Raw genomic sequence first — 23,414 nt, 5'->3', positions numbered from 1 at the left:
ACCGGCGTTTTACTCTCTGAGAGGTGAGATGAGCTACCGAATAGCGATTAACGGTTATGGTCGAATTGGGCAGTGTCTGCTCAGGGCTCTGTTTGAGCGTGGCTTAGAGACTAAGCTTCAACCCATTGCGATTAATGAGTTGGCTGAGCCTGAGACGGTCTCCTATTTGACGCGTTATGACACGACGCATGGCCGCTTCCCGGCACAGGTGTCTCTTAAAGATGATCAGCTAGTTATTCGTGACCACGCCATCCAAATCTTAAATACTCCCAAGCCCGACCAACTCCCTTGGCGTGAAATGGGTATTGATCTGCTGATGGAGTGTTCTGGCTCGTTCAGTGACCGTCAAACAGCTGAGTTGCATCTGAAGCAGGGGGCCAAGCGCCTACTCTTTTCACAGCCCGCTACGGCTGAGGTAGACGCTACCGTTGTGTTTGGCTTAAACCAAGATTCAATAAACGTGAATCATAAAGTGGTCTCAGCCGCCTCCTGTACGACCAATTGTGTGATACCTATATTAGATCAGCTCGATAGGCATTTTGGCATTGAGCAGGGTGTGACCACGACGATTCACTCGGCGATGAATGATCAGCCAGTGATCGATGCTTACCATCACACCGATTTGCGACTAACCCGCAGTGCTCTGCAGTCGATTATTCCGGTGGATACAGGGTTGGCAAAAGGGATCGATCGCCTACTGCCGTCGCTGGAAGGGAAATTTAAGTGCCTCCATTTACGTGTGCCAACCCTTAATGTCTCACTGATGGATATGTCGATCAGCTTAGAGCGTGACACCACTGAAGAGGAGATCAACCAACTCTTTAAATCGCTCTCTGAAGGTCCGTTAAAAGGGTTGTTGGGATACACAGAGGAGCCGCATGCATCGACCGACTTTAACCACGACAGTCGCTCAGTCGTTGTTGATGGCACCCAGACTCGATTGTCCGGCAAGCGTTTACTGAAGCTGGTCTGCTGGTTTGATAATGAGTGGGGCTTTGCCAACCGAATGTTGGATATTGCTGAGCATTGGCTCGCACTGAAACAGAATTAATTAAATGATTGGAGAATAACAATGAACGTAAAACTGATGAAAGATTTGGATCTTGCAGGCAAACGCGTATTGATTCGTGAAGATCTGAACGTTCCTGTTAAAGATGGCAAAGTCACTTCCGATGCTCGTATTCGCGCCTCACTACCGACCATTCAGCTAGCGCTTGAAAAGGGTGCAACAGTGATGTTGATGTCACACCTTGGTCGTCCAACCGAAGGCGAATATGAAGAGCAGTATTCACTAGCCCCTGTAGCGGCCCACTTGGAAGGTCTGTTGGGTCGTGATGTTCCACTGATTAAGGATTGGGTTGAAGGTGGCTTTTCAGTAGAGCCGGGTCAGGTCGTTCTTCTAGAGAACGTTCGTTTCAACGCGGGCGAGAAGAAAGATAACGAAGAGCTATCTAAGAAGATGGCCGCGCTTTGTGATGTCTATGTCATGGATGCTTTCGGTACCGCTCACCGCGCACAAGCATCAACTCACGGCGTGGCACGTTTTGCGCCAATCGCCTGTGCAGGTCCACTGCTAGCGAATGAGCTTGAAGCTTTGGGTAAAGCACTAGATAACCCAGCGCGCCCATTGGTGGCTATCGTGGGTGGCTCAAAAGTATCTACTAAGCTTGAAGTACTTAACTCACTCTCTGAGAAGTGTGATCAGCTCATCGTTGGTGGTGGTATCGCCAACACCTTCTTGGCTGCAGCGGGCAAGCCCGTTGGTACTTCACTGCATGAAGCCGATCTTATTGATACTGCGAAAGCGTTAATGGCTCGCTGTGAAATTCCAATTCCATCGGATGTCGTGACAGCGACTGAGTTTGCAGAGAGTGCGGAAGCGATTACGAAGTCAGCGGACGACGTCGCCGACAATGAAATGATCTTGGATATTGGTCCAGAGACTGCGGGTCAGTTGGCACAAGTATTGCAGAATGCCGGTACCATCATCTGGAACGGTCCAGTAGGCGTGTTTGAATTTGATCAGTTTGGTAACGGTACGGAAGCGTTATCAAGAGCGATTGCTCAAAGTAACGGCTTCTCGATTGCAGGTGGCGGTGATACTTTAGCGGCAGTAGATAAATATTCTATTGCAGATGATGTATCCTACATCTCAACAGGCGGTGGTGCTTTCCTAGAGTTTGTTGAAGGTAAGGTACTGCCGGCAGTCGCTGTGCTTGAAGCACGCGCTAACGGTTAACAGCAAACGATTAATAGCAAATAGGTAAAAAATGGCTCTTATTTCAATGCGACAGCTGCTCGATCATGCAGCAGAGTATGGCTACGGCATTCCAGCGTTCAACGTGAATAACCTGGAGCAGATGCGCGCCATTATGGAAGCAGCTGATCGTGCCGATGCCCCTGTCATCGTGCAAGCCTCTGCCGGTGCGCGCAAGTACGCGGGCTCTAACTTCCTTCGCCACATGATCTTGGCAGCGATTGAGGAGTTTCCACACATTCCTGTCTGTATGCACCAAGATCACGGCACAAGCCCAGCAGTCTGTCAGCGCTCCATTCAACTAGGCTTCTCATCGGTCATGATGGACGGTTCACTGGGTGAAGACGGTAAGACACCGACCGACTACGACTACAACGTTGAGGTGACTCGTCGTACCGTTGAGATGGCTCACGCATGTGGTGTCTCTGTCGAGGGCGAGCTTGGCTGTCTGGGCTCACTAGAAACGGGTGAGGCTGGTGAAGAGGACGGTATCGGTGCAGTCGGTAAGCTTAGCCACGATCAGATGCTGACTGACCCTGAAGAGGCTGCGCAGTTTGTGAAAGCGACTCAGGTCGATGCGCTTGCCATTGCAGTGGGTACTTCACACGGTGCTTACAAGTTTACTCGCCCACCAACAGGAGACATTCTTGCCGTTGATCGTATTCGTGCGATTCACGAACGTATTCCTGGTACTCACCTTGTTATGCACGGTTCATCTTCCGTGCCACAAGAGTGGCTAGAGGTGATCAACCAGTTTGGTGGTGAGATTCCTGAAACTTACGGTGTTCCGGTTGAGCAGTTGGTTGATGGTATCAAGCACGGCGTGCGCAAGGTCAACATCGACACCGATCTTCGTCTAGCGTCGACCGGTGCTGTGCGTAAGTTCTTGGCTGAAAATACCGCTGAATTTGACCCACGTAAGTATCTAGCGAAAACGATTACAGCGATGTCTGATATCGCTTACGCGCGTTACGATGCTTTTGGTGCGGCGGGCAATGCTAGCAAGATCAAAGCGATCAACCTTGAAGATATGACAGAGCGTTACCTCTCAGGTGAACTGGACGCAAAAGTGAATTAATCCAAGTTCACTGGATATCAAGGAGGCTTAGGCCTCCTTTTTTGTCTCTAGTGTATGGATTCTGTATGCAACTTACTCCAGGGCTCGGTGATGTCGTACCAGATGACCGCACTGAAATACTCCATCTGTCCCGCTTCTAGCTGCTCATAGTTCACTTCAAAACTGTGTAGCGTTTGTAGGCCCTGTTGGTGGGTATGATGATCGACGATCTGAAGGGATTGCCACTCTCGCTGCAGTCCCATCTTGCGCAGGTGTTCACCCAGTAACTCCAGTAGATCAGAGTTGCCATTGATCGTTGAAGAGTAGACGACGAAAGGGGTCTCTGGCCAGCCTGTCCCCTCGGTTATGTTGAGCTGATAATCGGTTGTTCTGCGCATGATCTGATCCTTAATTGAATATAGTTACGTTTCATCACGCTGAATCGATTGGCGCAATGATAGAATACCGTCATAACCGAACGATGGAGCCATAAGATGGACAGCAAAACCCCCTTCTACTCAATGACGCCTGATCGTGTCATCGATGCGGTTGAGTCTCAGGGGTGGCTGAGTGATTTCCGTATCCTTGAGTTAAACAGTTACGAAAACCGCGTCTATCAAGTTGGCATCGATCAAGCTGAACCCCTGATTACTAAGTTCTACCGCCCGAACCGATGGAGTGATGCGCAAATCCAAGAGGAGCATGATTTCTGTTTTGAGCTGGCTGATGCCGATATCTCTGTCGTAGCACCCATTAAAAACAGCGAAGGGGAGAGCCTGCTCAACTTTGATCAGTTTCGTTTCACCCTCTTTCCACGACGAGGAGGAAGGGCACCTGAACTGGATGATCCTGAACACCTTTATCAGCTGGGTGTGGCCCTCGGCCAAATACACGCTGTTGGCGCAGCTAAGCCGTTTGTAGATAGACCCTCTTTAGATGTCGATAGCTACGGTTGGCAGAGTCGAGAGTTGTTACTGTCTGAACATATTCCACAGAGTCTTCGTGCAGCCTATAAGTCGATCTCACAAGAGGTGCTCGATAGGGTAGAGCAGCGTTTTTCAGACTATTCAGACCTAAAAGCCATACGCGTGCACGGCGATTGTCACAGTGGCAATGTACTTTGGCGTGATGATCGACCGCACTTCGTGGATTTCGATGACGCGCGTATGGCTCCCGCTATTCAGGATATCTGGATGCTTTTGACGGGCGAGCGCCATCAGATGGAGATGCAACTGAGTGAAGTGATTGCCGGCTATGAAGAGTTCTTTGAGTTCAATCCTCGCGAGCTCAACCTTGTAGAGCCACTTAGAACACTCAGAATGATGAACCACGCTGCTTGGATCGCAAAACGTTGGGATGACCCCGCTTTCCCCAAAGCCTTCCCATGGTTTAACACAGAGCGCTACTGGGGAGAGCATCTGCTTGATCTTAAAGTACAGCTTTCAGCACTCGATGAACCGGTACTGAAACTGCTTTAGATCTTACGAGCTCGTGCTGGCTTACCTTTAAGAGGACGCTGGCGCAGGATCTCAACAGCGCGATCAGCCAGTGTTCTTGGCACGGCTACGTAGCTATTAAAGTCTTGAACGGTAATGTTGCCGATCTGATCGCCTTTGATCTCTTTTGTTGCGGTGAGTGCACCGACAATGTCTCCGGGGCGAATCTTGTTCTTGCGGCCCATTGAGATTGAAATGGTGCGCAGGTTCGATTGCAGCTTAATCACATTGTTAATCTGCGCGCGGGGCATCGGTTTCGCTTCCAGTGACAAACCAACTGCTGTATTGATCTTCTCTAAACGGAACCCATCTTTAGCGCCGACCAGAGAGATAGCTTGGCCCTTACGACCAGCACGGCCCGTTCGGCCACAGCGGTGTGTGTAGACAGCCGAATCACCGGGCAGGCTGGCATTGAGTACCAGATCAACCGAGTCGATATCCAAACCACGTGCGGCAACATCCGTGGCGATCAAAAATCTTAACGTGCCGTTACTGAAGCGAATCAGTACCTGATCACGATCACGTTGTTCCATGTCACCATGTAACACGCCCGCTTTTAGACCGTAAGAGCGTAGCTCTTGCCCTAACTGGTTACAGCTCTCTTTGGTATTACAGAAGATGATGGCGGATTCCGGCATTACGGACGTCAATACCGCCAAAGTGCCTTGCCCCATTTGAGTTCGATCGCACTGGTAGGCACGATGCTTAATCGTGCTGATATCGGGATCTTTGGCAGCGATGCGCACCTCTTTAGGGTTGCGCTGATACTCTTTACTCAGTGCTTGGATGTTCTCAGGGTAGGTAGCCGAAAACAGAAGTGTCTGGCGATCTTTCGGCATTTGGCCAAGGATACGATCTAGGTCATCTTGGAAACCCATATCGAGCATACGATCCGCTTCATCAAACACCAGTGTTGAGACTTGTGATAGATCGAGAGTACGTTTGCGCAGGTGATCAACGATTCGGCCCGGTGTGCCGACGATGATGTGTGCTCCGTGCTCGAGTGAGCCGATCTGCGGGCCGATAGGTTGGCCACCGCAGAGCGATAAAATCTTGATATTACCCGGGTGACGCGCGAGCTTGCGAAGCTCATCGGCGACCTGGCCGGCCAATTCGCGTGTTGGGCATAGCACTAACGCCTGAATGCAGAAACGTTTAGGCTCTAAGCGCTCCACCAGTGGCAGACCAAAGGCCAATGTCTTACCGCTGCCGGTGGCCGCTTGTGCAAGCAGATCGGTACCCTCAAGGCTGTAAGGCAGACTTTCAGCTTGGATCTCGGTCATCGACTCGTAGCCGATCGAAGCCAAATTGTTTAACTGGCCTTCAGAAAGAGGGAGGGATTTGAACGATTTAGATTTGCTCACGGGTATGCCTTCAACTTGATAGTGCGCGAAGTATACCAGAGCTGATATCAACTAGCGCCAATCTATTCCAAGCTGGCTAGCGACCTCTTCAAGGGTGTGATTAATCTCAGCATCGATCTTGAGATCTAGCATCTCATCGGCACGAGTCACCCCTTGCGTCAGCGCCGCTTGTGGAATCTGATGTTGCTGCGCATGGCGATTAAAGCGGAATCCAGAGAAAACCTGCAGCGACGTACCAATACAGAGCAGGGCATCTGATCGCTCCAGTGCATTAATCGCACTAAATACGGTCTCTTTCGGGACGTTATCACCGAAATAGACAACGCGCGCCTTCATTACGCCGCCACAATCAGGGCAGTTGGGAACCTTGAAGTGGCTAAAATCGGCTTCAAAATCAGCATCACCATCGGGCCTTGGCGCTGAGTGCGGGGCATTAAAGTCTGGGTTTTCACGCCGACACCACTGATGCATCTCATCACGGGTAATTTCATAGTCACAATCAATGCAGGCCACGATGTCTGCACGGCCATGCAGGTCGACAACGTTCTGGCTCCCCGCCTTTTGATGCAAACGGTCGACGTTTTGTGTCACCAGTAATTCAATACGGTTTCGCTTTTCAAGCGCGGCTAATATTTTATGTGCGTTACTGGGTTGGGCATCACGCATGGTATGCCAACCCGCTAAGCTACGTCCCCAATAGCGTTGACGCACCGCCAACTGAGTAATGAATTGACCATGCTGTACCGGAGGCGGTGATTGCCAGTTACCCTTAGCGTCTCGATAAGCGGGTATCCCTGAGCCGGTACTGATGCCGGCACCCGTTAATACTAACAGTCTAGGGTGACGCTCTATAAAGTCGGCCAGCTGTTGGCTCTGAGGGTTAAATCTTGTCATTAATTGCTCTCTAAAAGCTTGCTTATTCCTCGATTTAGGAATGAAATGCATCTCTTATCTTTTTGAGTTCATACCTATGATGCCTGCTCAGCCCCTGACCGAATTGCAATCCTATGCCGATGAAGAGGTTCTATTTGAACAGATCGCGAACAACCTTCAAAGCCAAGGCTATGCGATCTGCCCCGCGTCACTGCCGGTAGAGCTCGGACAAGATATCTGCGAACAGTTATACGGCCTGGATGAAACTGAGTTCACTGTTGCGGGTATTGGCCGTCAAAATCAACACATGCAGAATGAATTTGTGCGCACAGATCGTATCTGTTGGTTTACCGGCGAAACCCCCATAGGCGCCCGTTGGTTGGCCTGGGCGAATCGTTTACAAAGTTATTTGAATCGTCGTCTATTTTTAGGCCTATTTTCGTTTGAGAGCCATTTGGCACACTACTCTGCCGGTGACTTTTATAAGCGCCACTACGATGCGTTCCGAGATCAGCGTAACAGAGTGCTGTCGATGGTCGTCTACCTAAACCCAAACTGGGGACCAGAGGATGGTGGCGAGCTGGTGCTTTATCAAAACGATGCCGACACCGAAGGACTTAAAGTCACACCGCTGATGGGTACGGTTGTTCTGTTTTTAAGTGAAGAGTTCCCTCACGAAGTGCTCCCCGCAAACCGAGATCGTTACTCCATAGCTGGCTGGTACCGAGTAAATGGATCAACCTTAGATCGTGTCGATCCGCCAAGATAAAAAAACGGGCCATGGTGGCCCGTTTTTTTTGCAGTGCTGTCTATTAGCGAGCAGCTTTCAGCTCTAGACGACGTGCGTGTAGTGCTGGCTCTGTGTAGCCGTTTGGCTGTTTGCAGCCATCGATAACTAGGTCACACGCCGCTTTGAATGCGATGTTGTTGTCGATGTCGTCACACAGTGGTGTGTAAGTTGGATCGTTCGCATTTTGGCGATCTACAACAGCGGCCATACGCTTTAGAGTCTCCATCGCTTGTGCTTCTGTGCAGATGCCATGACGGATCCAGTTAGCGATGTGCTGTGATGAGATACGCAGCGTTGCGCGGTCTTCCATTAGACCAACATCATTGATGTCTGGTACTTTCGAACAACCGATACCTGAATCAACCCAACGAACAACGTAGCCAAGGATACCCTGTGCGTTGTTATCCAGCTCTGCCTGGATCTCTTCAGCACTCCACTGTGGGTTGCGCTCTACAGGGATGGTTAGGATATCGTCTAGAGAAGCGCGCTCACGCTTCGCCAACTCTTCCTGGCGGCCGAACACATCAACCTTGTGGTAGTGAAGGGCGTGTAGTGTAGCGCCTGTTGGTGAAGGAACCCATGCAGTGTTTGCACCAGACATCGGGTGACCGATCTTCTGATCCAGCATGTTGGCCATCTGATCTGGCATCGCCCACATGCCCTTACCGATCTGTGCTTTGCCGCTTAGACCGCATGCAAGACCGATATCCACGTTCCAATTTTCGTAAGCCGCAATCCAAGAAGCTGCTTTCATATCGCCTTTGCGAATCATTGGGCCTGCTTCCATCGAGGTGTGGATCTCGTCGCCGGTGCGATCAAGGAAACCTGTGTTGATAAACACAACACGTGAGCTCGCTGCACGGATACACTCTTTCAAGTTGATCGTTGTGCGACGCTCTTCGTCCATGATGCCGACTTTGATTGTGTTCTCTTCAAGTCCCAGAGCCTGCTCAACACGGCCCATAAGCTCGTTTGTGAAAGCAACCTCTTCAGGACCATGCATCTTCGGTTTAACGATGTAGATAGATCCAGTCACAGTGTTGTTGAACTTACCGTTGTGCTTCACGTCGTGGATAGAGATGGTTGAAGTGATCATGCCATCCATGATGCCTTCAGGCACTTCGTTGCCATCTTTATCGATGATTGCGTTGTTGGTCATTAGGTGGCCAACGTTACGAACGAACATCAAAGATCGACCTTTAAGTGCCATTGGCTGACCATCTTTGCTGGTGTATTCACGATCGCCGTTTACAGTACGAGTGAATGATTGACCACCTTTTTCGATCGTTTCGCTCAGTGTGCCTTTGATAAGACCTAACCAGTTGCGGTAAACCAGAGTTTTATCTTCGGCATCAACTGCTGCAACAGAGTCTTCACAGTCCATGATGGTCGTTAGAGCCGACTCCATCACAATGTCTTTAACGCCAGCTTTGTCCTCTGAACCGATCTGGTGAGAAGCGTCGATCTGGATTTCAAAATGCAAACCGTTGTTGATCAGTAGGATGGATTCTGGTGCTGCTGTATCACCTTTGTAGCCGACAAACTGCTCAGGGTTTGCCAGTGCAACGGCGTTGCCATCAATGGTGGCAACCAGTGCGCCATCCACAATGGTGTAAGCGGTCACATCAGCATGTGAGCCTGAAGCAAGGGGTGCCGATTCATTTAGGAAGTCTCGACCAAAAGCGATGACTTTTGCACCACGTGCTGGGTTGTAAGCTTTCGTAATCTCTGCACCGCCATCAGTCGAGATCGCATCCGTACCGTACAGTGCATCGTAAAGGCTGCCCCAACGTGCGTTAGCTGCGTTCAATGCAAAACGAGCATTCATAACAGGAACCACGAGCTGTGGGCCGGCCATGGTCGCCATTTCAGGATCGACGTTAGAGGTTGTAATCTTAAAATCAGGACCCTCTTCAACCAGGTAACCGATCTCTTTTAGGAAGGCCTTGTATTCAGCAAAGTCGTAACCGCCTTGATGTGCGCGGTACCACTCATCCATCTGCTCTTGGATCTGGTCACGCTTAGCGAGTAATTCGCGGTTACGAGGCGCTAAGTCATGAATAATTGATGCAAATGAGCTCCAAAAAGCATCAGTGCTGACGCCTGTGCCTGGAAGGACTTCTTCGTTAACGAAGGTGTAGAGTTCTGTTGCGACCTGTAGGCCATTTACTTCGGTACGTTGAATCATAATTACTCCTGAGTTTCGCGTTGGCCGGCTCTGTGTCGCCGAAGGGTCGCGGTTTCAAATTGTGCTATGCAACATTAAACGACTGCCATATATATGTAACCCACCTTTAGTCTCAAGTGTGAAATGTTCTATTTCATACTGTGGAAAATTAGTCGTTATTTCATAGTGTGGAATTGGAAATAAAAAAGCCCAGCAAGGCTGGGCTTTTTACACTGCTGACAAAGCCAACGTTCTTTATCGGGGACTTTTCACAATAAAGGGATTTTAAAGGAGGGTGCGCTTGACGCACTCCCCTGTGTTTGAGCTTTTCAGAAGCCTGCTGATCTCAGGTTCTGATCTATCTCGGTGAGTATGGCCGGATCATCGATTGTCGAGGGCATTGTATAGCTCTCATTCGCTGCAATCTTCCTCAGCACAGCACGCAGCACCTTACCTGAACGAGTTTTTGGAAGTCGCTGAACAATCAGTGCCTGACGGAAACAAGCTACTGCTCCGACCTGGTCGCGCACCATTGCAGTTAACTCCTCGACCAGCGTCTCTTCAGCAATACTCTCTCCTGCTTTCAGTACAACCAATCCTAGCGGAAGTTGTCCTCTTAAATCGTCATTAACGCCGATTACAGCGCACTCGGCCACTGCAGAGTGTCCAGAGAGAACCTCCTCCATCTCACCGGTCGAGAGACGGTGTCCAGAAACATTAATTACATCGTCAGTACGCCCTGTGATGTAGATATACCCTTCGGAGTCTTTAAATCCGCCATCGCCCGTATGATAGTAACCTGGGAATGCTTCGAGATAGGAGGTCCGGTAGCGGTCATTGTTGTTCCAGATACTCCAGGCAACACCCGGTGGCATCGGCAGGCTGACACAGATATTCCCGGTTGATTCGGCCTCGACCGGAATGCCCGCATCATCTAGTACCATAATGTTATAGCCCGGAATCGGTTTGTTGGTCGAGCCCAGTCGGACCTCAGAAGGGTTTTCCCAGCCCATCATCGGTGCAGTCATTGGCCAGCCGGTTTCGGTTTGCCACCAGTGATCAATCACCGGAACCTTAAGCAGCTCTGATAGCCATGAATAGGTGGATGAGTCCAATTTCTCACCGGCGACAAACACCCATTTCAGGCTGCTAAGATCATACTGTTTCGATAAATCTGCCTTCGGGTCTTCCTTGCGTATTGCTCGAAAAGCTGTCGGTGCACAAAACATTGAATTAACGCGATACTCATCAATTACGCGCCAAAATGTGCCCGCATCGGGTGTTTTGATCGGTTTTCCCTCAAAGAATATTGCAGAGCAGCCGCCCATAAGGGGGCCGTAAACAATAAAAGAGTGTCCGACAACCCAGCCGATATCGGATGCGCCCCACCAGACATCGCCCGCTTCCATGCCGTAGACGTTGTTTAGTGCATATCTCAGTGCAACCGCATGACCTCCGTTATCGCGCACGATCCCTTTTGGCTGTCCCGTTGTGCCAGAGGTGTAGAGAATATAGAGCGGGTCTGAACCCTTAACCGTTACACAATCTGCCGGTTCCGCCTCTTGCTGAATCTCGTACCAGTCGAGATCCCAGGCCTGATCCAGTTCAGCTTGCAACATTGGTCGTTGGCATACGATGGTGTGTGCGGGTTTGTGCGTCGCCTGATCGATCGCCTGATCAACCAATGGTTTGTAAGCGATCTGCTTATCAAACTCAATACCGCACGAAGCGGTTAAAATTACTTTGGGGCTGGCATCATCAATACGGATCGCCATCTCATTGGGTGCAAACCCACCAAAGACGACTGAATGCACTGCGCCGAGTCGTGCGCACGCCAGCATTGCTACGGCGGCTTCAGGTATCATAGGCATGTAGATCAGCACGGTATCACCTTTGCTGACACCACAGGCTTTAAGTGCACCGGCAAATCGTGAAACTCTGGTGAGAAGATCCTGATAGGTGATCGCTTCTTTGGTGTTGCTGACGGGCGAATCATAGTAGAGCGCAACCTGATTGCCACGCCCTTGTTCAATCTGACGGTCTAGTGCCAGATAACAGCTGTTTAGCTCACCATCAGCGTACCAATTGTAGGTGCCAAATTCTGTTTCATGAAGAACCGTCTCTGGCTTCTTAAACCAAGCGATTCTGTCTGCTTGCGCTGCCCAATAAGCTTCTGGATTGTCCAGCGCAGTCTGGTACTCATCTTCGTATCTCATCTTGTAATCCTTTATTGTTATTTTTTTATGATTCTGGCTGTTGAAGCCGCCTTTTAACAGTTACTCATTTTGATAGAGCTTCAAGATGCTGGAGAAGTCTAATCCGCCATTTCCGTTGCTCTTGTGTTGCGAGAACAGAGCACGCGCTGCAGATCCCATGGGAGTGGGGGAAGTGCTCTGTTGGCTGACATCCATCGCCAGTCCAAGATCTTTGAACATCAGATCAACCTGAAAACCGCCCTGGTAACTATTAGAGGAGGGAACATTTGGCATCACTCCTGGGTAGGGGTTGTAGACCTGTAACGACCAGTTGTTACCTGAACTCTGCTTCATAATTTCTGAGAGTACGGCTGGGTCTAGACCATTGCGCACGCCCATATTCAGTGCTTCTGCAGTTCCGGCCATATGGATTGCCAGCAACATGTTGTTGCAGCATTTGGCGATTTGCCCTGCACCTGAATCACCGGCGCGGAAGATGTTTTTACCCATCCCCTCTAAGATCGGTTTGGCTCGCTCAAACTGAGATTCGCTCCCCCCAACCATAAATGCCAGCGTGCCGGCCGTCGCGGCTCCAACACCGCCAGATACCGGGGCATCGATAAATTCAATACCACGCTTGGCACCCGCCGCGGAGACACGTCTAGCGGTTTCAGCATCAATGGTGGAGCTATCAATAATCAGCGCGTTGGGTTCGACCTCATCAAAAAGCGGCTGATCACCAGTGAGAAAGAGTCCTTCGACATGCTTACCGGCCGGTAGCATCGTGATTACAAACTCGGCGCCTTTTACCAGGTCCACGGCTGAGGTTGATGACTGTGCGCCTTCGCTGACAACCCGTGCAATCGATTCTTCAGAGAGGTCAAATACTTTGACCTTATGGCCAGCTTTAACCAGGTTGATCGCCATAGGGCCGCCCATGTTGCCCAGCCCAATAAATCCTATTGTTGCCATAATCTATCCTTTTTATCTTTATTTTTTGGAGTTTGATCCGTTTCTATTCTCTAGATTGCCGCCAAAGGGTGAGTTTCCCATGGTGATTCAAAGAACTTATTAACAAAACTGGCTTCAACCTCTTCAACCGATTTGTAGGTCCAGTCTGGGTTTCTGTCTTTATCGACGAGGAGCGCTCGAACACCTTCGGGGAACTCGCGATGACGGCAGCACTGTACAGATAGCACCAGTTCCGCCAGAAAGACCTCTTTTAGCGATAGGTGACGAGAGCGTTTAAGCTGCTCTGCAATCAGATGAACCGACAGTGGAGAGCCATGAGTAATCGCTTTTTGAGAGCGTTGAATCCAGGGATCATCACTCACAAGGACTTTCATTGCCTCCATCAAATCCACTAATGAATCCTGGTCGGTGATCTTTTGGATAAAGTCGAAGTGATCCTGAATAGGGGATTCATCCCGGTAATTGGCCTGAGATGCCTGCTCTAAGCGACGAAGAACACGAGTTACGCAGACGTCTGCATCAGTGTTCCAGTCAGCGGCTTGAAGGCTCGAAACTAGCTCATCATATTTTGCTGAGTCGATAAAACGGTCAGCCAGCCCTAGAAAAAGCGCATCAGCGGCATAGATAGGGTTGCCTGTTAGTCCGAGGAACAATCCCGTTCGGCCAGGCATTCGATTGAGGAAGAAAGACCCGCCCACATCCGGATAGAGCCCGATTGTGACTTCGGGCATCGCCATGTGTGAGCTCTGAGTGACCACACGGTGACTACAGCCATTCATTAGCCCCATGCCACCGCCCATCACGATACCGCTACCCCAGCAGATAATCGGTTTGGGGAAAGTGTGGATGGTGTAGTCGAGTCGATACTCTGCTGTAAAGTAGTCGAGTGGAAAATTTGCGTTCTCACCAGAGGTAATCGACTTATACAGGTTGACCACATCGCCCCCTGCGCAAAAGGCTTTCTCACCCGCACTGGTCAGAATCACCGCTTTTATCTGTTTGTCATTTGCAGCACTCTCGAGACGCGGTTCGATTAGCTCGATCATCTCCAGAGTTAAAGCATTCAGTGAACGCTTAGCATTGAGCGAAACCTCTAGAATCTTATGCCCGTCCTTGGTTGGGTGTTCGGTAAAAAGTACGCTACTCATCGATAGTCCTTAGCTGTTTTTCCATTCGGGAGCACGTTTCTCAAGGAATGCATTGACCCCCTCGCGCTGATCTTCTGTGAAGAACAGGTCAACGAAGAGTTCACGCTCTAAGCGATAGCCAGCTTCCCAGTGTTGAGTGCGGTTGTTCTGAATCAGCTGCTTACACGCGGCGATTGACATAGGACTTTGTTGTTCAGCCTGTCTTGCGAGTTCTAGTGCACGTTTGAACGACTGGCCGGTTGCCACAAGCTCCTCTACGAGTCCAATCTCATGCGCTTTGGGTGCTTTAATGCGTTCGCCGAGGATAATCAACCGCTTTGCCCATCCCTCGCCAACCAGCATGGTCAGGTTTTGAGTGCCGCCCGCACAAGGGAGTAGACCAACTTTTGCTTCGGGAAGAGCCATCTGAGCTTGCTCTTCAGCAACACGGATATCGCAGGCGAGTGCAACCTCAAGCCCACCGCCCATTGCAAAGCCGTTGACCGCTGCAATTGAGACACCGCGGAAGTTGGAAAGTGCTTCGAAAGCCTCACCAAAGCCGCGTGCCATATCCCTTGCCATTGATCGGTCGCCATCTGCAAACAGGTTTAGATCGGCGCCCGCGCAAAAGAATTTTTCACTATCAGAGCGCAAAACCAATGCGAAGATCTCTCTATCAGCGTTGAGTTGATCCACTGTTTCGCTCAAAAGCTTGAGGCTTTCCACCGTCCAGGTGTTGGCCGGCGGATTGTTCATGGTGATTATGGCTGTGTGGCCCTGTTTTTCGAGTATAAGTGCGTCAGACATCTTAATTTCCTTATAACAGCTCGCTGGTATCCTGCATCAGTGCGCGGCGCGCAATAATCAGACGCATAATTTCGTTGGTGCCTTCAAGAATACGGTGGACCCGGTTGTCACGCAGGTATCGCTCCATCGGGTACTCCTTGATATAGCCATTGCCCCCGAAGATCTGAAGCGCTTCGTCTGTAACGGTGTAACCTGCGTCGGTCGCAAACTGCTTGGCCATCGCGCAGTAAGTGGTACGGTCGGGGTGTTCAGTATCCAAACGGCTAGCCGCCATGCGGATCATTTGGCGAGCTGCGACCAACTGGGTTGTCATGTCGGCAAGCTTAAACTGAAGCGCCTGAAAGTTGCTCAGTGTTTTACCAAACTGGCTGCGTTCAAGCAGGTAGTCTCTTGCTCTCTGCAGAGCGGCCTGAGCGGTGCCGATCGAGCAGGCGCCGATATTGATACGCCCGCCATCCAGACCTTTCATCGCTATTTTAAAGCCATCGCCCTCGTTGCCGAGCATTGCAGAAGCAGGAACCCGAACATCCTCAAAAGTAATCATTCGAGTGGGTTGCGAGTTCCAGCCCATCTTCTGTTCTTTGCGCCCGTAACTGATCCCATTAGTTTTGGCATCGACGGCAAAGGCTGAGATCCCTTTTGGACCAGCTTCCCCAGTTCTCGCCATAACAATTAGGACATCCGTTGCACCGGCACCGGAGATAAAGATTTTGCTGCCGTTGATTAGGTAGTCATCGCCCTCGCGCTTGGCGCTGGTTTTAAGCGAACCCGCATCAGAACCCGCATTGGGTTCTGTCAGGCAGTAGGATCCAAAGATATCACCAGCTGTCAGTCCCGGACACCAGTGCTCGCGGGTCTCTGCATTCCCAAACTTCGCGATCATCCAGGCGACCATATTATGAATGGTCAGAAACGCGGTGGTAGAGGTGCAGCCCATCGCCAGCTCTTCAAATATGATGCTGGCATCAAGGCGGCTAAGACCCAGTCCCCCAATATCATCGGGTGCATATAGGCCACAGAGACCCAGCTCGCCCGCTTTTTTTAGCGCTTCGACCGGAAATATTTGCTCTTCGTCCCAGTGAGCGGCATTGGGCTCAAACTCTTTCTTAGCAAAGTTGCGTGCAAGATCAGCAAAGGCGATCTGATCTTCATTTAATTCAAAATCCATCAATTCGTCCTCTTTATCGTTATTATTCTGTGATTTGACCCATTACTTTAGCTGAATCGTGGTATTAACCCCAGTGTCGATATCATCTTCAAACCAGCGCGCAGTGACGGTCTTTGTCTCGGTATAGAACTTAACAGCCTGCTTACCATACGCATGCTGATCCCCGTAGAAGGACTTACGCCAACCAGTGAAAGAGAACATTGGTAGCGGCACAGGGACCGGAACGTTGATGCCGACCTGACCCACTTTGATTTCATGCTGGTATTTGCGAGCAGCTGCTCCAGAGGCGGTAAAGATAGAGGTACCATTGCCGTAAGGGTTTGCGTTGATCATCTCGATGGCATCATCAATTGAATCGACCTCAATCGCGCAGAGCACCGGTCCGAAAATCTCCTCTTGATAGATCGACATCTCTGTAGTTACGTTTCGGAAAAGGGTTGGACCTACCCAGTTTCCATCTGGGAATCCTTCGACGGTACAGTCACTCCCATCGAGGATACAGTCTGCACCGGCATCCTTACCCTGCTGGATAAAATCAAGCACTCTCTGGCGCGCACCTGGATTGATAAGCGGTCCATAACCCGCATCAGGATCATTCCAAGTGCCAGGGCGAACCTTCATCATCGCTTCGCGAAGTTCTGGGATCCACTCTTTTGCCTGTCCGACGAATACGGCCACTGAGATCGCCATGCATCGCTGACCGCCGGCTCCTACTGAAGCTCCTACCAGATTGTTAATTACCTGATTTTTAGAGGCATCGGGCATGATGACCATATGGTTTTTAGCACCCGCAAATGCCTGAACCCGCTTAAGATGCTCAGTCCCGGTACGATAGATATGCTCCCCAACCGCTACCGATCCAACAAAAGATATCGCTGGAGTATCTTTATGGGTCAGTAGCTGATCGACCACCTCCTTTGTGCCGTGAACCACTTGAAGCAACCCGGCTGGAGCACCTGCTTCCTGGAACAATTCTGCAAGTCGCATGGGGGTCAGAGGATCCTGCTCTGAGGGCTTCAATACGAAGGTGTTACCGCAGGTGATTGCCATCGGGAACATCCAGAGTGGGATCATCGCGGGAAAGTTGAACGGAGTGATACCTACGCAAACGCCCAAGGGCTGGGTGATGCTGTAGCAGTCGATTTTGCGTGCAACATTCTCGACCGTTTCGCCCATCGACAGTGAGGCAATGTTGCAGGCATGCTCAACCACTTCAATGCCTCGCCATACATCACCTTTTGCATCCTCGAAGGTTTTTCCAGTCTCGCTGGATAGTAGTGTGGCGATCTCGTCATGATGCTCTTTTAGCAGTGCTTGGTAGCGCAGCATCAATCGAGCTCGTTCACCGACCGGTGTCTCTTTCCAGGTTTCAAAAGCGGTCATCGCTGCGCTGATTGCGTCTTCGACCTCATCGTGAGTCGCGCAAGGCACTTCAGCAATTACATTCTGGGTGGCTGGATCGGTTACCGAGATAAAGTTGTCTGAACGGCTCTGGATCATTTCGCCATTGATAAAAAGCGGTACGCGTTGAGTCATGAGATAGTCCTGTTCTTTTTGTTATCGAATGTTGTAATCAATCTGTAGTTCTATTTTTACCAGCCAGATAGCTCTCTGCGGATTGACAATATTGCTCTATTAATGGACTATCTTGTGGTTTTTAGTAAGTCATTCGTATTAGAGTTGTTAGATGAGTCGGCCCTCAAACTGGCCCCTGCCGCCTGAAAGTATCCGTTACATGATCCCGCGGCGTATTGTCGAGGGGCTCGGTGAGTCCGCATTGAGTCGCGGTCTCTACCCGCTGGCTATGGGCTATTACCGCAAGGCTCAGGGCCATAGCATGCTGCGAGAAGAGCATGACGATTTTCTGCTGATTTACTGTATAGAGGGGCAGGGACGTTTTCGTGTTGGAGACTCAGACACGCCTATTAACGCAGGCGATCTGCTTTTGGTACCACAGGGAATCTCCCATGCTTATCATTCGGATGACACTCAGCCCTGGACCATATACTGGGTTCATTTCCACGGAGAGCTGGCGTTGGCGTTTTTTGAACACGCGATTGGCGAGCAAGAAGATCTCGGGTACTTCCTGGAGTCAATTGGCGTTCAATCGCAACTGGTAGTGGATTTCGAAACGCTGCTGGAGGCGCGAAGCTCAGCTCAAGATATGAATACGCATTTGTTTGCTGCGAACCAATTACGCCAGATCCTGACACATATTACTGTGTTGCGACCGCTCAAAGCTGCTAAAGAGACCCGCGATGGCTGGCGCCTTGATCAGATCCACTCGCTGATGCAGGCGCATGTGCATGAGAGGTTGGATTTGGATACCCTGGCAGCGAGTGTGAATCTGTCAAAATACCACTTTGTTAAGCGCTACCGAGAAATGACAGGTACCACACCGATTAACCGTTTTATCCAGCTGAAGATAGAGCGCGCCTGTCACCTCTTAGATACCACCACAAACGAGATCAAAGAGGTCGCCTATGCAGTGGGGTATGAGGATGCTTACTATTTCTCGCGTCTGTTCAGAAAACAGATGGGGGTGTCGCCCAGCCAGTACCGACTTTCTCGTACTCAGGGGTTTTCCTATGTGCTAAGCCAGGCGCGCATACCACCTCTTTGAAGGGTATTAATATAGGTCGGGCAATTCGTTATTGGTGTAGCCCGAGATGAATGTTTTCGTTTCGCCGGCTTCGGTATATACATGGCGACTCACCTTACCGATATCGGCACCATAGACGTGCACACTGATTGAAACTTCATCCTGTGAAGCGTTGGCGACCTGATGGACATCGCCAATGGTGGGTGATACAAGACCGACATCACCTGGTTTTAACTCATGGATTTCGCCCGGTATCACCTTGCCATCCGCTATTTCAAAACGTTGTTCTACTTCGCCGCCGCGTAACATGCCGATTAGACCCCAGACAGTATGGTCATGAACGGGCGTCTTTTGTCCCGGACCCCAGACAAAACTCACGACACTGAAGCGCTCTTCTGGGTCGCGATAAAGAAGATACTGCTGATAGTGCTCTGGGTTTGGAATCGTGCAGCTCTCGGGGAGCCAGTCATCCTCCTCCACCAGCTTACCAAGGTAGATACTGGCATGATCAAGCATCTGCTCCTCATCGGGTTTGAGTAACAACAGATCATTCATCTTTTCTACAAAGCGCCCCATTTTTCCGGCTACTATTTGGCGATTCATCACGGTTCCTTTTTATTATGTTGTGTCCAATGTAAACGCTCGCAGCGATAAAAAAAAGGGGCTCATCGAGCCCCTAAAACTGAAAAAGCCCAGCAAGGCTGGGCTTTCGTCACTCTGTTGAACCGACTTAAAAGAGTCGGCGACAGCGAATTGTGCCGTCAATCTCAGAGAGTTTTTCAATAGCAATTTTTGAGCTATCAGCGTCAACATCGATTACAACGTAGCCAACTTTCTCGTTGGTCTGAAGGTACTGACCCACAATGTTGATGTCATTTTCAGAGAAGATGTTGTTGATTTTCGACAGCACGCCAGGCACGTTTTTGTGCACGTGAAGTAGGCGGTGTGCATTGTTGTGGCCAGGAAGTGCTACTTCTGGGAAGTTAACAGAGGTAATTGATGAACCGTTGTCAGAGTATTTAACGAGCTTTTCTGCCACTTCATAGCCGATGTTCATCTGCGCTTCCATTGTCGAACCACCGACGTGTGGCGTCAGGATGACGTTGTCGAACTGGCGCAGTGGGCTGATGAACTCATCATCATTTGAACGTGGTTCAACTGGGAATACGTCAATTGCAGCACCCAGCAGTTTGCCGCTCTCAAGCGTTTCGCATAGCGCATCAATATCAACGACAGTGCCGCGAGCCGCGTTGATTAGGATCGAGCCCTGCTTCATCGCTTCAAACTGAATAGGGCCCATCATGTTCTGAGTAGCCGCCGTCTCGGGTACGTGAAGTGAAACAACATCACACATACCCAAAAGTTCATGCAGTGTGCCTACCTGTTTCGCGTTACCAAGTGGTAGCTTAGTGATGACGTCATAGAAGTAGACATCCATTCCCAAACCTTCAGCCATCACACTCAGCTGAGAACCGATGCTGCCGTAACCAATAATCCCCAGCTTCTTCCCACGCACTTCGTAGCTATTTTTAGCCGTTTTCTGCCAGCCGCCACGGTGAGCAACCGCGTTCTTCTCTGGCACACCACGCATCAGCATGATGGTTTCAGCAAGAACCAGTTCAGCGACAGAGCGCGTGTTTGAGTAAGGTGCGTTGAATACAGCGACACCGCGTTCTGTCGCTGCTTGAAGATCAACTTGGTTGGTACCGATACAGAAACAGCCTACCGCAACCAATTTTTCAGCCGCTTCAAACACTTTTTCAGTTAGCTGAGTGCGCGAGCGAATGCCAACGAAATGAGCATCAGCGATGCGTTCTAGTAACTCCTCTTCTGGAAGTGAGCCCGTGTGGAACTCAATGTTGGTGTAGCCTTGCGCGTTCAATGTATCAACGGCTGATTGGTGCACACCTTCCAATAGAAGAATTTTGATTTTGCCTTTTTCTAGAGACGTCTCTTTGCTCATTTTTGCCACTCGATTCTGAGGTTTAACCACTAGGGCTTAAAAATTTAGGGGCGCGATTATAGCACAAAGGGGCGATTGGTCGGCTTTTATACAATCGTAGTGAGCGAAATATTCTCAGGTTAAGCTGAATTATTTTTATTAAAGGGCGCTATTGTCTTCTGGGTGAACGCTTTAGGAATAAAAAAGCCCTCTGTAAGAAGAGGGCCTTTTAAAAATGTTGCTTAGCTGTAGTAGCAAAGGTAAGCGGTTGCTGTGGCTACTTTGACATCAAATGAGCTGTTAGCGGGAACATTGAACTGACTGCCAGCTGGGAAGCTTTGGAACTCAGTCGCTTCAGGTAGGCGAACAACCAGTTCACCATGTACCACTTTCATTACTTCATTCTGGCTAGTGCCGAACGTATATTCACCCGGTGCCATAACACCAGAGGTCACAGGACCGTCAGCTGATTCGAAGCCGATCGATTTAACATTGTCATCAAAGTAAGAGTTAACTGACAGCATGGGTGTCTCCTAAAAAATTGAACGCAAATAGTATTCAGAGTTGCAGGGTTTGTCACTACCGATCTAAAGGAGTAGGCTTCGCCCATTCATTGCAAGGATTGCAGATAAACCATGATTGAAGCGAACAGTCGCGAATATTGGCGCGCCACTCTGGCCCTCTGTTTGGGGTCATTCATGATTTTTGCCAATGTTTACATCACTCAGCCACTTCTTCCGACTCTAGCCGAAGAGTTCCAGGTCTCGGCACTAGAGGCAAGTTGGACCTTTACCATTACAACGCTGACCTTGGGTCTCTCCTTGTTGTTCTACGGTGCACTGTCGGACTCTCTAGGGCGGCGTGGCATCATGATTTTGACCTTGGCTGGCGTGATGGGCTGCGGTTTTGCGTTGAGTCAGGTCGAGGGTTACAACCAGCTGCTCGTTTTACGTGCCGCTCAAGGGCTTCTGTTGGGTGGATTGCCTGCCATTGCCATCGCCTATATGAACGATGAATTTACTCCCCGCGCACTCTCATTGGCGGTTGGCCTCTATATTGGTGGTAATACTCTTGGAGGAATTGGCGGACGTTTAATTGGTGGTTTCGTGGGTGAATCCCTAGGTTGGCAAGGCGCCTTTTTGGTGATGGCGATGATTAGCCTGGCCTGTGTGGTGACCTTTGTCTATCTGCTGCCAGCATCGAAACGATTTGAATCTAGGCCTTTGAGAGTTGGACCGATGTTACGATCAATGGGAGATCATCTCTCCAATCCGATGCTGCTGAGCGCTTATCTGATTGGTGGCCTCAACTTCTTTATCTTCATTAATCAGTACAGCTACATTACCTTCGTTTTAGCGGATGAACCCTACAACTTGCCTGCTAGTCTATTAGGCATGCTGTTCTTAACCTATCTGACGGGCACCTTTGGTTCAGCCATCTCAGGCAAAGTGTCAGACTACCTCTCTCAGCCTAGAGCGATGGCGTTAGGCATTGCCATTTTAGCGTTGGGTAGTTGTGTCACGCTGTTTGAATCGCTTCCAATGATCATTATCGGTTTCTTAATTAATAGCTTTGGCTTCTTCTTTAGCCACTCTACCGCCAGTAGTTGGGTCAGTAAGCAGGCAACACACGCCAAAGCGAGCGCCTCTTCACTCTATCTGCTCTTTTACTATCTAGGCGCGAGTTTGGGTAGCTTCTATCTCCAGCCCTTCTGGTCGATCTGGCACTGGCCGGGTGTGATTTTAGGCTCTTTGATCGTTTTAGTTCTCACCTTTAGCTACTCTCTTCGCTTAGAGAGAAAGCGTCAGGCAGTTGCGGGTTAGTGAACCTGCGGACTGTTTGCATCCAGAACGCTACTTAGCGCGTACCTTTTATTTTTGGGTGCACCATGGCAGATCTTTTAATAATTGGCAGTGGCGGTATTGGTCAGGCGTTTGCTGAACAGTCCGCTGTTCGCCACCCTGAAACCCGAGTGCTTCAAACTACCCGATCTTCAGCGGGTGACGAACCGTTAGTCTTAGATTTAACCGATGCTAGTACCTTTCAGCCCTGTATCGATCAGTTGAAAGCGCTTGAATTTAATCCCGCTAGAATCATTTTTTCTCAAGGTCTGCTTCACAATGAGACCCAACGTCCGGAGAAGTCTCTGCGCGAAATGGATCTTGATTGGATGACTCAAGTTATGCAGGTCAATGCCCTCGGCCCTATGGCTTTCTTGGCTAAACTGATGCGACTGATTCCTCGACAGTCCGAACTGCAGATCGCATTTCTTTCAGCGAGAGTTGGCAGCATTTCTGATAACCAATTGGGTGGCTGGTATGGTTATCGAGCGTCGAAAGCGGCACTGAATATGTTGATCAAAACGCTCAGTATTGAGCTTGCAAGAACGCACCCTAAGGTTCAGCTGTTGGCGCTACATCCAGGCACAACTGATACAGAGCTCTCTAGGCCCTTTCAGGCAAGAGTGCCGGAAGGTAAACTCTTCACTACCACCTTTGCTGCCAGTGCACTGTTGGATGTTATGGAGAGCGCCCGCGGGGGGCATAGTGGTCAATTTTTAGCTTGGGATGGCTCTTCAATCCCCTGGTAAGCCATTA

21 protein-coding genes are annotated in these 23,414 nt (G+C 50.0%); 8 read left to right on the top strand and 13 right to left on the bottom strand.

Annotated elements, in window-relative coordinates; all coding sequences use genetic code 11:
- Positions 1 to 28 precede the first annotated feature (28 nt).
- Genes XMA152_RS04050 through fba form a run of 3 tightly spaced genes read left to right on the top strand, consistent with a single transcriptional unit; the run spans position 29 to position 3,335 of the window.
- The gene (locus tag XMA152_RS04050; protein WP_173480082.1) at positions 29 to 1,051 is read left to right on the top strand and encodes a type I glyceraldehyde-3-phosphate dehydrogenase; all 1,023 of its coding nucleotides are present in this window, start codon (positions 29 to 31) and stop codon (positions 1,049 to 1,051) included.
- Positions 1,052 to 1,072: 21 nt separating this feature from the next.
- Positions 1,073 to 2,239, top strand: coding sequence for a phosphoglycerate kinase (locus XMA152_RS04045; protein WP_173480083.1), 1,167 nt, complete (start codon positions 1,073 to 1,075; stop codon positions 2,237 to 2,239).
- 31 nt (positions 2,240 to 2,270) lie between these two features.
- Positions 2,271 to 3,335, top strand: coding sequence for a class II fructose-bisphosphate aldolase (gene fba / locus XMA152_RS04040; protein WP_173480084.1), 1,065 nt, complete (start codon positions 2,271 to 2,273; stop codon positions 3,333 to 3,335).
- Positions 3,336 to 3,382: 47 nt separating this feature from the next.
- Here fba and XMA152_RS04035 read toward each other — a convergent pair whose 3' ends face one another.
- Positions 3,383 to 3,712 (bottom strand): hypothetical protein, encoded by a 330-nt coding sequence (locus XMA152_RS04035; protein WP_173480085.1) that lies wholly within the window; start codon positions 3,710 to 3,712, stop codon positions 3,383 to 3,385.
- A 96-nt stretch (positions 3,713 to 3,808) separates the two neighbouring features.
- Between XMA152_RS04035 and XMA152_RS04030 the strand changes: the two genes are divergently transcribed.
- Positions 3,809 to 4,792 (top strand): serine/threonine protein kinase, encoded by a 984-nt coding sequence (locus XMA152_RS04030; protein ID WP_173482788.1) that lies wholly within the window; start codon positions 3,809 to 3,811, stop codon positions 4,790 to 4,792.
- On the opposite strand, the gene dbpA is transcribed toward XMA152_RS04030, so the two are convergent.
- Both dbpA and XMA152_RS04020 read right to left on the bottom strand, forming a co-directional pair.
- Positions 4,789 to 6,174, bottom strand: a complete 1,386-nt coding sequence (gene dbpA, locus XMA152_RS04025; protein WP_173482787.1) for an ATP-dependent RNA helicase DbpA — start codon at positions 6,172 to 6,174, stop codon at positions 4,789 to 4,791. The two genes, XMA152_RS04030 and dbpA, sit on opposite strands and share 4 nt — an antisense overlap.
- A 51-nt stretch (positions 6,175 to 6,225) precedes the next feature.
- Entirely contained in the window at positions 6,226 to 7,068 is an 843-nt protein-coding gene (locus XMA152_RS04020) for an NAD-dependent protein deacetylase (protein ID WP_173482786.1), read from the bottom strand.
- A gap of 76 nt (positions 7,069 to 7,144) precedes the next feature.
- Here XMA152_RS04020 and XMA152_RS04015 point away from each other — a divergent pair, with 76 nt between their 5' ends.
- Positions 7,145 to 7,816, top strand: coding sequence for a 2OG-Fe(II) oxygenase (locus XMA152_RS04015; protein WP_217361966.1), 672 nt, complete (start codon positions 7,145 to 7,147; stop codon positions 7,814 to 7,816).
- 43 nt (positions 7,817 to 7,859) lie between these two features.
- Here the strand turns inward: XMA152_RS04015 and XMA152_RS04010 are convergent, their stop codons facing one another.
- The 7 genes from XMA152_RS04010 to XMA152_RS03980 all read right to left on the bottom strand — a co-directional run bounded on the left by XMA152_RS04010 (position 7,860) and on the right by XMA152_RS03980 (position 17,809).
- A complete protein-coding gene (locus XMA152_RS04010) occupies positions 7,860 to 10,025 on the bottom strand; it encodes a malate synthase G (protein ID WP_173482785.1) in 2,166 nt (721 codons plus the stop codon).
- A 308-nt stretch (positions 10,026 to 10,333) separates the two neighbouring features.
- Complete coding sequence (locus XMA152_RS04005; protein WP_173482784.1) at positions 10,334 to 12,220, bottom strand: propionyl-CoA synthetase; 1,887 nt, start codon at positions 12,218 to 12,220, stop codon at positions 10,334 to 10,336.
- A gap of 60 nt (positions 12,221 to 12,280) precedes the next feature.
- Positions 12,281 to 13,171 carry a 3-hydroxyisobutyrate dehydrogenase gene (gene mmsB, locus XMA152_RS04000; RefSeq protein WP_173482783.1) on the bottom strand — a complete coding sequence of 297 codons (891 nt, stop codon included), beginning with the start codon at positions 13,169 to 13,171 and terminating at the stop codon, positions 12,281 to 12,283.
- A 50-nt stretch (positions 13,172 to 13,221) separates the two neighbouring features.
- Positions 13,222 to 14,319: an enoyl-CoA hydratase/isomerase family protein gene (locus tag XMA152_RS03995; RefSeq protein WP_173482782.1), complete on the bottom strand. Its 1,098-nt coding sequence runs from the start codon at positions 14,317 to 14,319 to the stop codon at positions 13,222 to 13,224.
- Between the two features lie 9 nt (positions 14,320 to 14,328).
- Complete coding sequence (locus XMA152_RS03990) at positions 14,329 to 15,105, bottom strand: enoyl-CoA hydratase (protein ID WP_173482781.1); 777 nt, start codon at positions 15,103 to 15,105, stop codon at positions 14,329 to 14,331.
- Positions 15,106 to 15,115: 10 nt separating this feature from the next.
- Positions 15,116 to 16,273: an acyl-CoA dehydrogenase family protein gene (locus XMA152_RS03985; protein WP_173482780.1), complete on the bottom strand. Its 1,158-nt coding sequence runs from the start codon at positions 16,271 to 16,273 to the stop codon at positions 15,116 to 15,118.
- 42 nt (positions 16,274 to 16,315) lie between these two features.
- A complete protein-coding gene (locus tag XMA152_RS03980; RefSeq protein ID WP_173482779.1) occupies positions 16,316 to 17,809 on the bottom strand; it encodes a CoA-acylating methylmalonate-semialdehyde dehydrogenase in 1,494 nt (497 codons plus the stop codon).
- Positions 17,810 to 17,960: 151 nt separating this feature from the next.
- Here XMA152_RS03980 and XMA152_RS03975 point away from each other — a divergent pair, with 151 nt between their 5' ends.
- Positions 17,961 to 18,896, top strand: a complete 936-nt coding sequence (locus tag XMA152_RS03975; RefSeq protein ID WP_173482778.1) for an AraC family transcriptional regulator — start codon at positions 17,961 to 17,963, stop codon at positions 18,894 to 18,896.
- Positions 18,897 to 18,902: 6 nt separating this feature from the next.
- Here the strand turns inward: XMA152_RS03975 and XMA152_RS03970 are convergent, their stop codons facing one another.
- From XMA152_RS03970 to XMA152_RS03960, 3 genes are all read right to left on the bottom strand, one after another.
- On the bottom strand, positions 18,903 to 19,478 hold the full coding sequence (locus XMA152_RS03970) for a cysteine dioxygenase (protein WP_173482777.1): 576 nt from the start codon (positions 19,476 to 19,478) through the stop codon (positions 18,903 to 18,905).
- A gap of 127 nt (positions 19,479 to 19,605) precedes the next feature.
- Complete coding sequence (gene serA, locus XMA152_RS03965) at positions 19,606 to 20,838, bottom strand: phosphoglycerate dehydrogenase (protein WP_173482776.1); 1,233 nt, start codon at positions 20,836 to 20,838, stop codon at positions 19,606 to 19,608.
- Between the two features lie 221 nt (positions 20,839 to 21,059).
- Positions 21,060 to 21,341: a pyrimidine/purine nucleoside phosphorylase gene (locus XMA152_RS03960; RefSeq protein ID WP_173480092.1), complete on the bottom strand. Its 282-nt coding sequence runs from the start codon at positions 21,339 to 21,341 to the stop codon at positions 21,060 to 21,062.
- A gap of 111 nt (positions 21,342 to 21,452) precedes the next feature.
- On the opposite strand from XMA152_RS03960, the gene XMA152_RS03955 reads away from it, so the two are divergent.
- Both XMA152_RS03955 and XMA152_RS03950 read left to right on the top strand, forming a co-directional pair.
- Entirely contained in the window at positions 21,453 to 22,640 is a 1,188-nt protein-coding gene (locus XMA152_RS03955; RefSeq protein ID WP_173482775.1) for an MFS transporter, read from the top strand.
- 65 nt (positions 22,641 to 22,705) lie between these two features.
- Entirely contained in the window at positions 22,706 to 23,407 is a 702-nt protein-coding gene (locus tag XMA152_RS03950; protein ID WP_173482774.1) for an SDR family NAD(P)-dependent oxidoreductase, read from the top strand.
- Positions 23,408 to 23,414: the final 7 nt, after the last annotated feature.

The organism is Marinobacterium sp. xm-a-152, assembly GCF_013282965.1.
GTDB lineage: Bacteria > Pseudomonadota > Gammaproteobacteria > Pseudomonadales > Balneatricaceae > Marinobacterium_E.
Note: the sequence above shows the minus strand (reverse complement) of the source record. Positions and strands in the feature narration are given on the sequence as shown.